The following is a 14,764-nucleotide window of genomic DNA, read 5'->3' on the forward strand; positions in this document are numbered from 1 at the left end:
CCAACCCCTATTCCCGGGTCTCCGAAGATACCCCCGGGGGAGTGGGCGAGGTGTATCCCGCGGGCGGATTCGGTTCACGGCCGATCGGAGGAGTATCTACTACAGCAGCCAGAACGGCTGCCTCCCCGGCCCGGCACGAACGCCCTTCCGGGGCACACGATCCCCAGAATGGAACAGCACATGACTCACAATTTCGATGAGGGCTACGAGCCCGACACAGAGAACACCGACAACTCCGAGCGCCGCGGTTTCGGTCGCGGACAGCGCCCCGGCTTCGGCCAGGGCTTTCCGTTCGGAGGCCCGGGCTTCGGCCCCGGCTTCCCCGGCTTCGCCGCTCGCGGCGGACACGGCGGCCACTTCGGACCTCGCGGCTTCCGCGGTGGCCGAGGACTCGGCGGCCACCTCGGCGAGGTCGTTCTCGCCGAGCGCTTCGCTCGCGGCGAAATCGACGCGACCGAGTACCGGGAGCGCGTCGCCGTGCTCCGTGAGGTGCAGGCCGAAGGGCGGGCGGCCCACGAGGCGGCCCGCGAGGCCCGCTCCAAGAACGGCAAGCCCAGCGACGCGTAACGCGACGCTGAACTGATCCACCGGATGCCCGGACCGCACACGCGGCCCGGGCATCCGTGCGTTGGGTCCCGGTCCCTGAGCCTGTTCCGCCCGCCGTTCCCTGAGCTTGTCGAAGGGAACCGGCCATCTTCGCCACATCACCGTCGACGCACCGCGACTGGTGGTGTCGAGATGTCGCACATGGTGGGTTTCGCTCACAGGAGGCCGCCATCTGTGACACCTCAGTGTCGCGCAGCATCCACCGCGCGCCGACGGGGTGGTCTCGATACGCTCGTTCCCTGAGCTTGTCGAAGGGAATCTCTTCGCGCTGGTTGTCGCCCTTCGACAGGCTCAGGGAACGGGTGGCTCAGGGAACGGCGAGTTGCGCCGCCACCGTCGTCATCGCGCCCGCGAACTGCTCCGGCCGCGCCCCCGAGTAGTTGAGCCTGATGAACGACCCCGTCGGCTCCGTCGGAAACCAGTCCGCGCCCGGCGCGACCATCACGCCCGCCGCGCGACTGCGCGCGACCAGCCCCGCGACATCCACGTTGTCGGCCAGCCGAACCCAGAGATTGAGCCCGCCCCGGGGCAGAAATGTGAGCGCGCCGGCGCCCAGATGCGCCTCGACCTGCCGTGCCAGCTCGTCGCGGCGATCGCGCAGCTGCACCCGCAACCGACCGAGGTGGCTGCGCCATCCGGGGTCGCGCACCACGTCGAGGGCCGCCGACTGCAGCACCCCGCTCACGTAGAGATCGTCGACCGTGCGGTCGGCCTGGATGCGCGCGAGCGCGGGCCCGCGCGCGATCACCGCGCCCACCCGCAGCGAGGGACTGAGGCTCTTGGTGAGCGAGCGGATGTAGATGACGTGCCCGTCGGCGTCGTCGGCCACCAGCGGGTGCACGTCGCCCTCGATGGCGAAGTCGTGCGCCCAGTCGTCTTCGATGAGATAGGCCCCGCGTGCCCGCACGACGGCCAGGATGTCGCGGCGCTCGTCGCGGTTCCACTGTGCGCCCGTGGGGTTTGCGAAGTGGGGTTGCGCGTAGAACAGACGGGCGCCGCTCGAGGCGAAAGCGTCGTCGAGCTCGGTCGCCGAGGGCGCATGCGAGCCGCGGGCCACGGGGATGACGCGGAGCCCGGCCTGCCGAGCCGCCGCGATCGCGCCCCAGTAGGTCGGCGATTCCATGATCACCGCGTCGCCCTGTGCCGCCAGTGCGCGGAAGATCGACGACAGCGCGCTCTGGCCGCCGGGCGTGATCATCACGTCGTCGCTCGAGACGGGTGCGGATGCTCCGACCGGCGCGATCTCGCCGGCGAACCACGAGCGCAGCTCGGGCTGGCCGTCGACCGGTCCGCGGGCGAGAGCGGATGCGCCGCGCGCCGCCCGAGACAGGGCCGCGCGAACAAGACGGCCGGGAAGCAGCTCCTCGATCGGGTAGCCCGAGTGCATCGTGATGACCGACGGCGCGACCGAGGCCATGGCGGTGCCCACGGCGGACGCATCGGCTCGGGCCTCGCCCAGGGCGGTGGTCTGCCACGCGAAGTCGGCGTGCCGCACGGCCCGGGGGCGCGCGACGAAGCTGCCTGCTCCGGGGCGCGTCTCGATGAGTCCCTCGCCGACCAGGCGCTGAACCGCGCGCTGCACCGTGAGGGGGCTGGCCGAGTGTTCCGTGACGAGCGCGCGGGTGGAGGGCAGTCGCGAGCCTGCCGGGCGGGACTCGACCAGGAGGCGGAGGTGACGCTCGATCGCGGAAGTGCTATCGTCGCTCATGAACAATGACAGTAGCGCTATCGAGTCGGCCGCGCCAGCGCTATCCTCCGAGACCGGTGCGCGCATGAGCCGCGGCGGGCTCGTCTTCGGGTTCCTCGGGGTGCTCGCCTTCTCGTTCACGCTGCCGTTCACCCGCATCGCGGTCGAACAGATCGATCCACTCTTCATCGGGGCCGGTCGCGCGGTCGTCGCCGCTGTGCTCTCCCTCGTCGTGCTGGCCGTCAGCCGGCAGCGCCTTCCCCGGGGCGCCCAATGGATGCGCCTCGCGGTCGTCGCGGTCGGCGTCGTCGCAGGCTTCCCGCTGCTCACGAGCTTCGCGCTGCAGACCGTTCCCGCGGCGCACGGCGCCGTGGTCATCGGCTTGCTGCCCGCCGCGACGGCCATCGCGGCGGTGATCCGCGCGAAAGAGCGGCCATCCATCGCCTTCTGGATCGCGTCGGGCGCCGGCGTTCTCGCCGTGATCGCGTTCATCGCGCTCGCGGGCGGCGGCCTCGAGGGGCTGCACCCGAGCGACCTGCTGCTGCTCGGGGCGGTCGTGCTCGCGGCGATCGGCTACGCCGAGGGTGCGCTGCTCTCTCGCGAACTCGGCTCGTGGCAGACGATCTGCTGGGCGCTCGTCGTGGGCCTGCCGATCATGATCCCGCTCACGGCCGTTTCGGTGTCGACGGGCGGATGGCCGCAGGCCGACACGGCGCACTGGCTGGCCTTCGGCTACCTGGCCCTCGTGAGCATGTTCCTGGGATTCTTCGCCTGGTACCGCGGTCTCGCCATCGGGCCCATCGCGCAGGTGAGCCAGATCCAGCTCGTGCAGCCGGTGCTCACGATCGTGTGGTCTGCCCTGATCGTGGGCGAACGCCTCGACCTGCTGGTCTGGTTGGGAGCACTCGTGGTCGTCGCGTGCGCGGCGACCGCAGTGCGCGCCCGCGTCGCGTCCGCCAGCATCCGCGCCCGCTAGGTGCGTCGGCTTCCGGCCGACCGGCAGCGGATGCGCCGGAGGGGCGCGGATGCTGAGCCGGTAGGGTCGGGCGCATGTGGGGTCGCATCGTTCCGCTCGTCGTGTGCGCTGTCGCGGCACTTCTCGTCAGCGCGCCCGGGCTGTTCGGGCTGCAGCGACAGCTCGTCTTCGCGCAGCTGATCGCGTTCCGCGGGCTGCTCGCCGTGGGCTTCATCGCGCTGGCCGTGGTCGGTGCGCTGCTGTTCTGGATGCTCCGGGGCCGGGCCCGCACGGCACGCCCGGTCGTCGCCGGGCTGGCCGTGATCGCCCTGCTCGCGGCCGGCGGGAACGCCGCCGTGCAGGCCGGGCGCGGCCTCGGATCGGACGCGCCGCCCGAGCCCGCAGCGGCCTCCACCGACCCGGCCACGAGCATCCGGGTTCTCAGCTGGAACACCTACGACACCGTCACCGCCGTCGAGGTCGCCCGCGTGGCCCTCGCCCAGAACTCCTCGGTCATCACCCTCCCCGAGACGTCGCGAGAGACGGCCGAGGCCGTCGGCCGTGCAATGGATGCCGCGGGCCGGCCCATGCAGGTCTTCACCGCCGAGCGCGACGACCCCGACGAGACGCCTCCGACGTCGCTGCTCGTCTCCGAGTCGCTCGGTCCATACGAGGTCACCGGCGAATTCGGCGACACCGGCGTGCTGCCCAGTGTTGTCGCGCGACCCGCCGACGGAAGCGGCCCCGTGATCGTCGCGGCGCATCCGATGCCCCCGCTGCCGTCGATCATGTCGTCGTGGCGCAGCGACCTCGACTGGGTGCGGTCGCTCTGCGACGAGCCCGAGTTGATTCTGGGCGGTGACCTCAACGCGACGCCCGATCACCTCGGGGCGCTGGGCGGATGCTCAGACGCGCTCGCCGAGGCGGGCTCGGCGGGTGCGGGCACCTGGCCGACGAGCCTGCCGCCGGTGCTCGCCGCGCCGATAGACCACGTGTTGACCACGGGCGACTGGCGCGCCGATGCGGCCGAGGTGTTCGTCACCGAGGACTCTGCGGGCAGCGACCACCGCCCGATCGTCGCGACCTTGAGCATCCGCGCCCGTTAGGCGCATCGGCGCGTGGTCGGCCGGCAGCGGTTGCGCCGAAAGGGCGCGCACGGCGCGGCTCGGACGCAGCGCAGCGCTAGACGAGCAGCGCGCGCAGCTGCTCCATCGAGTGCACCACGTGGATGGCGCCGGCCGCCTCTGCGGGGGAGCCGTAGCCCCACTCGACCATGATCGTGGGGATGCCGTGCTCGGCCGCGCCCTCGATGTCGTGGTGCCGGTCGCCCACGAGAACCGTGTTCGAGAGGTCGACGTCGGCGGCGCGCAGGCGAACGAGCGCCTCGGCCACGACGTCGGCCTTGGCGCTGCGGGTCTCGTCTTCGCTCGAGCCCGTGATGGTGGTGAAGAGGTCGGCGATGCCGAGGTGCTGCAGAATGCGCACGGCCTGCACCTCCGACTTCGACGTCGTGATCGCGAGCGGCACACCGGCGGCATGGATGTCGCGCAGCACCCCGAGGATTCCCGGGTACACGACGCTGTCGCCCTCGGGCCCGTCGGATGCTGCCAACCCGCGATAGACGACGAGCGCCTCCTGCGCACCCTCGGCATCGATGTCGGCCACGGCGCGGAAGCCGTCGAGAATGGGCGGCCCCACGAACTTGACCAGTTCGCTGGGCGGCGGAACGGGGTGCCCGAGGATCTCGAGCGTGCGGGCCAACCGGTGCAGGATGCCCGGGGCCGAGTCGGTGATCGTGCCGTCGAGATCGAACAGGATCGTCGACCAGGGCTTGGAGGGGGCGTGGCTAGTCATCGCAGACATCCTATGGGGAGGAGGTGGCGCACCTCTCGTGTATCCGAGGGATGACCGTCGCCGCGAGCCTATGACCCGGGCGTCTGCTCTCCGTCCGGGTCATAGACCCTGAACCCCTCCACCACGTGCAGCTGCGGCCCGAGCTCCTCCTGCAGGTCGCGCACCAGGCTCTCGCCCTCGGCGATCCATTGCCTGCCGACATCCGGGTCCGGCCACCGGATGTCCTCAACGGGATCGAGCACCGATTGCCAGACGTGATTCCAGTTCCGCAGTCGCAGGCGAAGTGAATCGGAGATCGGCATGAAGTCGGGGATCAGGTCTCGCGGTCCCCACTCGGGCCAGAGCCGCACGACGTTCGGGGGATCCCTGTGGCCCTGACTCACGTCATCCATGACTGCCAGCGTAGTGAGGCGCGCCGATCAGCTCGATGAGACGGCGTGCACGTCGCTGTCCCTGTGGACCTCCTTGTCAGCAACTCAGCCATAGAATCACCTTCATAGAACAGCACCCCACGGCCGCACCGGATCCCGCCTCCCCTGCCGAGCCCCCCAGTCGCCGCGGACTCGTTGTCGTCGTCTCTCTCCTGGCGGCCTCCTTCGTGGTGATCGCCACGGGCATCCTGCCGTGGCGCGACACCCTCGTGCTCGCCGATCGCGTCGTGCCGGTTCTGGGCTTCGTGGCCGCGATCACCATCGTCACCGAACTCGCCGCGGAGGCGGGGGTCTTCACCGCGCTCGCGGGCCGGCTGGCGCGCTGGGGCCGCGGCCGGCGCATCCTGCTCTGGCTGTTCGTGCTGGCGCTCGCGGTGGTCTCGACCATCTTCCTGTCGCTCGACACGACCGCCGTGCTCGTCACTCCGGTGGTCGTGCTGCTCGCCCTGCACGCCGGCCTTCCGCCGCTGCCGTTCGCGCTCGCCACGGTGTGGCTGGCGAATACCGCGTCGCTGCTTCTGCCGGTGTCGAACCTCACGAACCTGCTCGCCGAAGGGCGAATGGATGTCGGTGGTCCGGCCGGATTCGCGGCCCTCGTCGCCGCCCCTGCCGCGGTCGGCATCGTCGTGCCCGTGATCGTGCTCAGCCTGATGTTCCGCAAGGAGCTCCGCGGCCGCTACTCCGCGCCCGCCGTGGAGAAGGCGCCCGACCGCACCCTCCTCCTCGTGAGCGCGATCGTGGTCGCGGCCCTGCTTCCGCTGCTCGTCTCCGGCCTGCCCGTCTGGATTCCGGCCACCGTCGCGGCCGTGGTGATCGTGGTGCTCTTCGGCATCCGGCGCCCCGGCGCCCTGAGCCTGAGGCTCGTGCCCTGGCAGCCGCTCGGCATCGCGGTGGGACTGTTCGTGCTCGTCGAGACGGCCCACGCGCGCGGGCTCACGGCCTTCATCTCGAACATCGGCGGATCGGGCACCGACCTGCTGAGCCTGCTGCAGCTCTCGGCCCTCGGCACGGTCTCGTCGAACGCCATCAACAATCTGCCGGCCTACCTGGTGCTCGAGCCCATCGGCCACTCGCCCGTGCGCCTCGCAGCCCTGCTCATCGGAGTCAACCTCGGGCCGCTGATCACGCCGTGGGCCTCGCTCGCCACCCTGCTCTGGCACCAGAAGATCACCGGCCTCGGGGTGACGCTGTCGTGGCCGAAGTTCATGCTGGCCGGTCTCGGCGTGGTGCTGCTGACAGTGCCGCTCGCGACCGTGGCGCTGTGGCTGGTCGCTGGGCAGCGGTAGTTCCCGACACGGACAGTAATTCCCGGCGCACCGGTACATGTTGTCCGCGCCGGGCACTACTGCCGAGCTCGTCGGCTGCTGCGACCGCGACCGCAACTATCGCTTTCGCACGCTGCCGCCCGGTAGAGATGTTGCCGTTTCGGATGCCTTCCTATGTGCCTTTTCGCAGGGATATGGCGCACGTCGTAGAGTGGGCAGCGCGGTGGGGGCAGCGCAATACCAATCGTAAGGACAAGAGGAATGGCCGAATCGGGCGACTTCTACTCGCAGCAAGAAGCGTTCGACCGTCTCGCACGACTGCTGGCAGCGATGCGCGCCGCAGATGACGATCGGGTCGAGCTGTCGGTTGCCACTGTCGGTGGAGTCTCCACACCACGACTGCGTGCCTACAATCCGAACGGCAAGTACCCGACGCCCGACGGTCGAGCGAACTCCCTGAATTTCAATCTGGAGATATACAAAGCTATCGAGAACCTTCGTACCGTCTGCTATCGACAAGGTTCTGGCACGTGGTTCTCCATGACGATGTCGGTTGACAAGTCGGGCGCCGTTGACGCCGCGTACAACTATGACGAAGAACCGGATTGGATCGACGTCCCTCCAGCCGCCACAGCTTTCGCAGCAGACCAGCAGAAGTTTCCGCGAGACGCGGACAAACAACCCGCTTGGCTGAAGAGCAAGCTCTCGAGCATCGACCCGGTTCTAGATGGCGCTGCGCCTGTGCCTGAGCAGAAGGCAGTGCAGAGCGAGTGGCAACGCCTCTGCTCGCTCCTGACTGCCGATTCCCGTCTGCTCGAGGCGGTCACGCATCCGGCGTCGTACTTCGACGAGAATGCCGAGACTCTACGAGCACGAGGCATTCACGACGTCGGCCAGGCTACGCCCTGGGTCATCTGCATCGACTGGCTCGAGCGCAACAACCTTCTTGTCGAACTCGCTCCGCACGAGTCGAGCCTCGAGCTTCAGGTCGACCTCGACTCGTTGGCCATCGTTCGAGGGCAGGGCGTCGACCTGTCTGCCTTGGGCACCGAGCTGGTGCCGCTGCCCGATGCCCTCGCCTGGGCGGATCGGCTGTTGAACGCGGCCGGCCTGCAGCTCCTTCGCCTGGAGGACGGACGTGACAGCTACTCGCTCGTGGTGGTGTGGCAGGCGTCGGCGGACGAGGCGACCCAGCTGGCCGAGCACCTCGGCTCTCGGGCGCGAGCGTTGCCAAGGAGCGGCACAGTCGTATTCGGCAAACAACTCGTTGTCGGCAGCATCGGAGCGCGGATCGCCGCGTTCGCCCTTGATCTCGTGTTTCTCGCCATTGTTGCGAACATCGGTGTCGGAGTGGGCGCTCTGATCAACGGGTCGACCTCGAGTGAGGGCGGTGTCATCTTCACGACGCTCGGAATCGTTGGAGGTGTCTATCTGATCGGTCTCATCGTCACGGTAGGGCTCTCCGGATGGACTCCGGGACTTCTCTGCCTCGGCTTACGAATCGTTCGCGAAGACACGTTGATGCGCGCCGGCATCGGGCGTGCGCTGGGCCGCGGAGTCCTCCTGCTCCCTGTCGTCTTCTGGCCTTGGTGGGTTCTTCTGCTCGTCACCGCGGTGCGCGACAAGTCGGGGAGGCACCAGGGCCTGCACGATTCGCTGTCACGAACGATGGTGCTGAATGTCAGACGCGGGCTCGACCCGCGCTAGTGGCGAGCGGTGCCCGTTAGGAATCCGTTAGGACTGCAGCGCTGCGGCGCCATCCGGTCCCGGACGGGTCGCGCGGGGGCCAAGCTGTACTCATGACGACTTCCACAGTGCGGCGGCGCGGCCTGGGCGCGTGGCTTCTGGATGGCCTGACCGACGATTCCGGCTCGCACCAGGGCCCGCACGCCGCGAAGGTCGAGAAGACGAACTCGTGGTGGCGGGTGATGTGCCTCACCGGCGTCGACTACTTCTCGACCCTGGGCTACCAGCCCGCCATCGCCGCCGTCGCCGCGGGGCTGCTCTCTCCTCTCGCCACGGTCGTGCTTGTGCTGCTGACTCTCTTCGGGGCGCTGCCCGTGTACCGTCGAGTCGCCCGCGAGAGCTTCCGCGGCGAGGGATCGATCGCCATGCTCGAGCGCCTGCTTCCGTGGTGGGGCGGCAAGCTGTTCGTGCTCGTGCTGCTGGGGTTCGCGGTCACCGACTTCATGATCACCATCACCCTGTCGGCGGCGGATGCGACGGCGCACGCCGTCGAGAATCCGTTCGCCCCGAGCTGGTTCCACGGCAACGAGGTCGTGATCACACTCGTGCTCGTGGCCCTGCTCGCCGCGGTGTTCCTGCGCGGATTCAAGGAGGCCATCAACATCGCCGTGGTGCTCGTGGCCGTGTTCCTCGTGCTGAACGCGATCGTGATCGTCGTCTCGATCGGGCACGTCGCCCAGAACGCGGTCGTCGTCACCGACTGGTGGGCCGCGCTCACCGCCCAGCACGGCAACCCCGTGGTGATGGTCGGCATCGCGCTCATCGTCTTCCCCAAGCTCGCGCTGGGACTCTCCGGCTTCGAGACCGGCGTCGCGGTCATGCCGCAGATCTCGGGAAAGCCGGGCGACACCGAGGCCAACCCGGCCGGACGCATCCGGGGCGCGCAGCGGCTGCTCACGACCGCGGCGATCATCATGTCGACGTTCCTGATCACGTCGAGCATCGTGACCACGTTCCTCATTCCGCAGGAGCAGTTCAAGAGCGGCGGCGAGGCCAACGGGCGAGCCCTCGCCTACCTCGCGCACGAATACCTGGGGCCCGCGTTCGGAACGATCTACGACATCAGCACCATCTGCATCCTGTGGTTCGCCGGAGCCTCGGCCATGGCCGGCCTGCTCAACCTGGTGCCCCGCTACCTGCCGCGCTACGGAATGGCGCCCCAGTGGGCGCGGGCCGTGCGGCCGCTCGTGATCGTGTTCTCGCTGATCGCATTCGTGATCACGATCGTGTTCCAGGCCGATGTGGATGCCCAGGGCGGTGCGTACGCGACCGGCGTGCTGGTACTCATCACCTCGGCATCCGTCGCCGTGACGCTCTCGGCCCTGCACAAGAAGCAGCGCAAGCGCACGATCGGATTCGGCGTGATCGCGATCGTCTTCGTGTACACGACCATCACGAACGTGTTCGAGCGGCCCGACGGCGTGCGCATCGCGGCGCTCTTCATCCTCGGCATTCTCGTGGTCTCGATCGTGTCGCGGGTGCAGCGCTCGTTCCAGTTGCGCGCGACTTCGGTCACGTTGGATGCGGCGGCGCAGGACTTCGTGCTGGCCGACGCGGATGCCTACGACCAGGTTCTCATCGTCGCCAACGAGCCCGACGACGGCAGCGCGAGCGAATACAAGCAGAAGATCTCAGAAGAGCGACGAGACAGCGGGATCCCGTCGCGACGGCCGGTGATCTTCCTCGAGGTCTACCCCACCGACTCGTCGAACTTCGAGGAGGATCTCGAGGTGCGGGGCGTCGTGCGGCACGGCAACCGCGTGCTGCAGGTGACGAGCGGCAACATCCCGAACACGATCGCCACGGTGCTGCTTGCCATTCGCGACCTCACGGGCACGGTGCCCGACATCTACTTCGAATGGACCGAGGGCAACCCCATCTCGAACATGTTCAAGTACCTGATCACAGGAGGCGGAGAGGTCGCGCCGGTGACGCGCGAGGTGCTGCGCAGGGCGGAGTCGCAGCGCTCGAGGCGCCCCGACGTGCACGTGAGCTAGCCGGCTAGCTTCGCCGAGCGCGGGTGTTCCCGCCGAGCGCGGCGACGCTGCCACGGCGCAGCGCGGGAACTCCCGCGCTCGCGGATACTCGCGGTCAGGCGAGACCGAGCAGCGTCAGCGGGAGGCCGCCGAACAGGAAGAGCGGGATCGGGAGCACGAGTGCGGCGACCCCTCCGATGAGGCTTCGGCGCGCGGCGCGGGCGCCCAGTCCGGTGGCTCCCGCCGCATCCGGTGTCTCGGCCCAGCGCAGGCCGCGGCGCGCGAAGACGATCGCGCGGATCGCGAAGTACCAGATCACGGGAATGCAGACGAACACGAAGGGCGCCAGCACCAATTGCCCGTCGGCGCGCAGGAGGTAGAGCGGCGCCCAGAGAACGACGAAGCCGATCACGGTGAGGACGCCCGCCAGAGTGGCGTTCACCGTGGCGGTGCGTGCGGCGCTGTTGACGAGGGGTTTCGGAAGCAGCTTGAGCGCGCTCTTGTCCGGTTCCATGAGTGGGAGCCTACTTGTTCCGCAGTAGTGCCCGGTGCGGGCAGTATGCCCCGGTCTACCGGTACCTCTTGTCCGCGGAGGTGACTACTGGCCGAGCGCTTCGTCGACGAAGCTGCGCTTCACGATGACCTGGCGGCTGCCCGGGTCGAACTGCACGGCCACGATGTCGGCGCTCTGAACGATCGCGAGGGCGTCGCGGCCCGCGAGGATCGTTCCCTGCACGTCGGCGCGTTCGGCCTCGGGCACGGCGAGTCCCAGCTCGGCGAGCGACGTGAACAAGGGCAGCACCAGCTGGCCGTCTGTGGAGGTGAGTGTGCGCACACGCGGGCCGGATTCGGGGGTCGACCCCGTGACATCCACGACCAGCCCGCCCGTGGTCGCGAGCGACAAGACCTTCTGGATGCCGGCCACGCTCGGCTCGGCCTCGAAGGCTCCGAGGGCGTCGCGCACGGCCGTGTTCACGTACGAGCGGGGAAAGGGAACGGGACGCTTGGCCATGGGGGCTCCTAGAAGAGTCGGGAGTCGCTGTCGTCGAGGCCGCGCATGGCGTCGTAGTCGAGCACCACGCAGCGGATGCCGCGGTCCTGCGCGAGCGTGCGGGCCTGAGGCTTGATCTCCTGGGCGGCGAAGATGCCCTGAACGGGCGAGAGGTGCGGGTCGCGGTTCATGAGCTCGAGGTAGCGGGTCAGCTGCTCGACCCCGTCGATGTCGCCGCGGCGCTTGATCTCGACGGCCACAGCCGCGCCGACCGAATCGCGGGCCAGGATGTCGACGGGCCCGATGGCGGTCATGTATTCGCGGCGAACGAGCGTGTGCCCGTCGCCCAGCAGGGTGATCTGCTCGGCGAGCAGCTTCTGCAGGTGCGCCTCGACCCCGTCTTTCTGAAGGCCCGGGTCGATGCCGAGCTCGTGCGACGAGTCGTGCAGCACGTCGTAGATGCTCACGACGAGGACGTCGTCGGTCTTCTTCTGCGTGACCTTCCAGAGCTGGGTGATGCCGGCATCTTTCTGCACGTCATCGGGCTCGTCGAAGGTGATGTAGCAGGGCGGGCTCATCCAGTTGAGCGGCTGATGTTGTATGTCTCGATGAAAAGCGACCGTTCCGTCCGCTTTGATCATGATGAGGCGGGTCGCAAGGGGCAAATGCGTGCTCAGTCGGCCTGTGTAGTCGACGGAACAGCGGGCAATAAGGAGGCGCACAGTTCAACGTTAACGGACGTGTTGGGTATAGATCTGCACGCTGGAACGCTACAACGCATCCCGTCGTGCGCCGATCTGTCCCTCCTCACGTTGAACCATGCGACACGTCGAGTCATCGACTTCGTTCTACCCGCGCCGTTGACCTCGCGCTAGAGTCTGCCCATGCTTCGTCGAATAGATGTGAATGGTACTTGGCGTTCACTTGACAGAGATTTTTGGCCTACAACGGCGCCGTTAGGTGCGCAGTCGATCATTTATGGCCACAACGGGAGCGGTAAGTCTACTTTTGCAGAGTTGCTACTAAGCCTCGCGGATGACGCTCCCGCAACTCAGATGATCTGGGAAGACGAGGACAAGGCGCGTTTGACAGTAAGTGAGGAAGACGGCTCCCCGTCACCCTCCATGGCCGTCTTCACTCGAAAGTGGGTTGATGACAACCTCGCGGACTTTTTGGACGGCGAGAGCGCCTCGGGAATTGTCACCCTTGGCAGCGAAGCGATTCACGCGAAAGAGGAAGAAGCGCAACTCGTTGTCGAGATTGCGGAACTCCGGGCAGCCGAAGCTGAAGCAAACTCGCAGGTGATCGCCGCGGAAAAGCTCGCTGACCAGCTGGCCGCGGATGTTCAAAGCCAGATCGTCAACCAGCTAAGACCCTTCGACTATGAGTACTACACCCGAAATCGTTTCAATCTCCCGAAGGTAAAAGAAGAACTACGTAAGTACGGAGAGGTCTTCCCCTCGGCCAACGAGCACGCAGCAGCACTCGTGAAGCTGGCGGAACCGTCGCTAAAAAGTATCCCGGTCACGCTCGATCCGCCTTCAGCAAGCGTCATCGGATTGGATGGTGTGGGTGCCTTGCTGGGGGAAAGCCCTATGCGCCTTGCAATCGATGCGCTGGAGGGCAACCCACCTGCGCAGACTTGGGTGGAGGAGGGTCTCTCTCTTCATGAGTCTCGCGATGACTGTCTGTTCTGCGGTAAGCGTTTCGATGATGCTCGACGGAAAGAATTAGCTGAGCACTTCGACGCTAGTTGGCTGAGACTACGAACCATGGCGAATGACTTGCTCCGGGGAGTTGGCTTTGCCACTAACGCGCTTGAACAATGGCTATTCCGGTTGCCAGATGCCTCTGAACTAACGACCGACTTGCAACGTCCTTACGCTGACGCCGAAGAAAATATCCAGGCGGCCGTTCGGGCACGAATCTCTCTGCTCGATGAGCTCAAAGCAGTTCTGGAACTCAAGTCGTCTGATCCGACGACACAAACCCTCGGTCCTGACATATCGCTCTTATCGCAGCGCATCTCGATAGCTGCTGCTGCGAAAGCAATTGTTGAACACAACGATCAAGTCACTCGGCGCGTCGAATACATGGCAAAGTCACGTGGCGTCGTGTTCGGTCATATTGTCGGTTCACAACACGCAAATTTCACGGCTGCCGAAGGACAAGCAACAGAGGCCGCTCTTCGACGGACAAGAAGTCAGAATGAAGCGCGTGGAGCCGAACGGAGGCTCGAAGAAGTTCGTGCGGCCCAGTTTACGACGAAGGCCATGGCAGACACCCTCACTAATGACCTCTCTCGCGTGTATGGCAAACATCACTTGACGGTGGTTGTCACGGATGACGGCAAGTCCTACGTTTGCCGACGTGGTGATGCCCCTGCAACGCATCTAAGCGAGGGCGAAAGGATGACTCTCTCCTTGTTGTACTTCCTGAGGCGCCTTGAGGATGAACAGGAGTCAGGCATAGAGCGAGCGCAACGAATTGTCGTTATCGATGACCCCTCGAGCTCGCTTGATCGAGAGGCAATTTTCGCAACTCATCAGTGGCTACTCGATACGTTGGAAAATTTCGGGCAGTTCATAATCTTGACCCACGACTTCGGGCTTCTGCGCCTCTTCATAAAGTCAAAGGGCGGCAAGTGGGGGGCCTCAAATAAGGCCACTCGGATGGGTGATGCACACGAGACTCGTTTTCCGAAGGTCGCCTTCCTTGAAATGTATTCGGCTCAGGACGGAGAACAACGTGGTACTCGGATCGCTGCCCTGCCCCCTCTTCTGTTGAGTACTACATCGGAGTACGCCTATCTGTTCGCTATGGTCATGGCGGGTGTAGGTGACGGTCCTGATAGCGACCGTCTCTTCCTGCTCCCGAATGCTGCTCGCCGAGTTCTCGAAATCTTCGCAAGCTACAAGGCTCCTCATCGAACCGATTTCTCGGAACAACTGCGTTCTCTGGTCGAGGCCGAAGAAGGTTCGCCGTTCCGTGATGTGTACGACTTCTGCAACCGCTATTCGCACGGCGAGGGCAGCGAAAGCGTCGACGTGCTCGATGCGCGTTCCGTCCAAGCTCAACTTCGCAGAGCAATGGAATTCCTCAAGGCCGTCGATGAGCAGCACTTCAGAAGGATGTGTCAGGCAGCGAAGGTCGACAAGCAACACTTGCTCCTACGGGAACCCCGTGCCGTCCCCTCAGGCAGTCCAGGTGAGAGATGACGCCACAAGTGGTGTTGGAGTTCGTCGATCTCGAA

The 14,764-nt window shown here is 66.5% G+C and carries 13 protein-coding genes; 7 read left to right on the plus strand and 6 right to left on the minus strand.

The genetic code is table 11. The features are described 5' to 3' along the window. Positions 1–180 precede the first annotated feature (180 nt). Positions 181–567 carry a hypothetical protein gene (locus QCD70_RS10105; RefSeq protein ID WP_301215718.1) on the plus strand — a complete coding sequence of 129 codons (387 nt, stop codon included), beginning with the start codon at positions 181–183 and terminating at the stop codon, positions 565–567. A 346-nt stretch (positions 568–913) separates the two neighbouring features. Here the strand turns inward: QCD70_RS10105 and QCD70_RS10110 are convergent, their stop codons facing one another. Further along, positions 914–2,314 carry an aminotransferase-like domain-containing protein gene (locus tag QCD70_RS10110; RefSeq protein ID WP_301215720.1) on the minus strand — a complete coding sequence of 467 codons (1,401 nt, stop codon included), beginning with the start codon at positions 2,312–2,314 and terminating at the stop codon, positions 914–916. Between QCD70_RS10110 and QCD70_RS10115 the strand changes: the two genes are divergently transcribed. Together QCD70_RS10115 and QCD70_RS10120 are read left to right on the plus strand one after the other, a co-directional pair. Continuing rightward, a complete protein-coding gene (locus QCD70_RS10115) occupies positions 2,313–3,269 on the plus strand; it encodes a DMT family transporter (protein WP_301215722.1) in 957 nt (318 codons plus the stop codon). The genes QCD70_RS10110 and QCD70_RS10115 overlap by 2 nt on opposite strands. Positions 3,270–3,343: 74 nt before the next feature. Continuing rightward, positions 3,344–4,354: an endonuclease/exonuclease/phosphatase family protein gene (locus QCD70_RS10120; RefSeq protein WP_301215724.1), complete on the plus strand. Its 1,011-nt coding sequence runs from the start codon at positions 3,344–3,346 to the stop codon at positions 4,352–4,354. A 76-nt stretch (positions 4,355–4,430) separates the two neighbouring features. On the opposite strand, the gene QCD70_RS10125 is transcribed toward QCD70_RS10120, so the two are convergent. Both QCD70_RS10125 and QCD70_RS10130 read right to left on the minus strand, forming a co-directional pair. Beyond that, a complete protein-coding gene (locus tag QCD70_RS10125; RefSeq protein WP_301215726.1) occupies positions 4,431–5,102 on the minus strand; it encodes an HAD hydrolase-like protein in 672 nt (223 codons plus the stop codon). A gap of 68 nt (positions 5,103–5,170) precedes the next feature. After that, positions 5,171–5,494 (minus strand): hypothetical protein, encoded by a 324-nt coding sequence (locus QCD70_RS10130; protein WP_301215728.1) that lies wholly within the window; start codon positions 5,492–5,494, stop codon positions 5,171–5,173. 191 nt (positions 5,495–5,685) lie between these two features. On the opposite strand from QCD70_RS10130, the gene QCD70_RS10135 reads away from it, so the two are divergent. The 3 genes from QCD70_RS10135 (at position 5,686) to QCD70_RS10145 (ending at position 10,541) form a co-directional block, all read left to right on the plus strand. Further along, entirely contained in the window at positions 5,686–6,819 is a 1,134-nt protein-coding gene (locus tag QCD70_RS10135; RefSeq protein WP_441004936.1) for an SLC13 family permease, read from the plus strand. A 720-nt stretch (positions 6,820–7,539) separates the two neighbouring features. After that, on the plus strand, positions 7,540–8,505 hold the full coding sequence (locus QCD70_RS10140; RefSeq protein ID WP_301215732.1) for an RDD family protein: 966 nt from the start codon (positions 7,540–7,542) through the stop codon (positions 8,503–8,505). 92 nt (positions 8,506–8,597) lie between these two features. Then, positions 8,598–10,541, plus strand: coding sequence for an amino acid transporter (locus QCD70_RS10145; RefSeq protein WP_301215734.1), 1,944 nt, complete (start codon positions 8,598–8,600; stop codon positions 10,539–10,541). 94 nt (positions 10,542–10,635) lie between these two features. Here the strand turns inward: QCD70_RS10145 and QCD70_RS10150 are convergent, their stop codons facing one another. The 3 genes from QCD70_RS10150 to nucS all read right to left on the minus strand — a co-directional run bounded on the left by QCD70_RS10150 (position 10,636) and on the right by nucS (position 12,233). Beyond that, complete coding sequence (locus tag QCD70_RS10150) at positions 10,636–11,034, minus strand: hypothetical protein (protein ID WP_301215736.1); 399 nt, start codon at positions 11,032–11,034, stop codon at positions 10,636–10,638. An 84-nt stretch (positions 11,035–11,118) separates the two neighbouring features. Next, entirely contained in the window at positions 11,119–11,532 is a 414-nt protein-coding gene (locus tag QCD70_RS10155) for an SseB family protein (RefSeq protein ID WP_301215738.1), read from the minus strand. 8 nt (positions 11,533–11,540) lie between these two features. Further along, complete coding sequence (gene nucS / locus QCD70_RS10160; RefSeq protein ID WP_301215741.1) at positions 11,541–12,233, minus strand: endonuclease NucS; 693 nt, start codon at positions 12,231–12,233, stop codon at positions 11,541–11,543. Positions 12,234–12,395: 162 nt separating this feature from the next. Between nucS and QCD70_RS10165 the strand changes: the two genes are divergently transcribed. Continuing rightward, on the plus strand, positions 12,396–14,729 hold the full coding sequence (locus QCD70_RS10165) for an AAA family ATPase (protein WP_301215742.1): 2,334 nt from the start codon (positions 12,396–12,398) through the stop codon (positions 14,727–14,729). Positions 14,730–14,764: the final 35 nt, after the last annotated feature.

Source organism: Agreia sp. PsM10, from assembly GCF_030433855.1.
GTDB lineage: Bacteria > Actinomycetota > Actinomycetes > Actinomycetales > Microbacteriaceae > Agreia.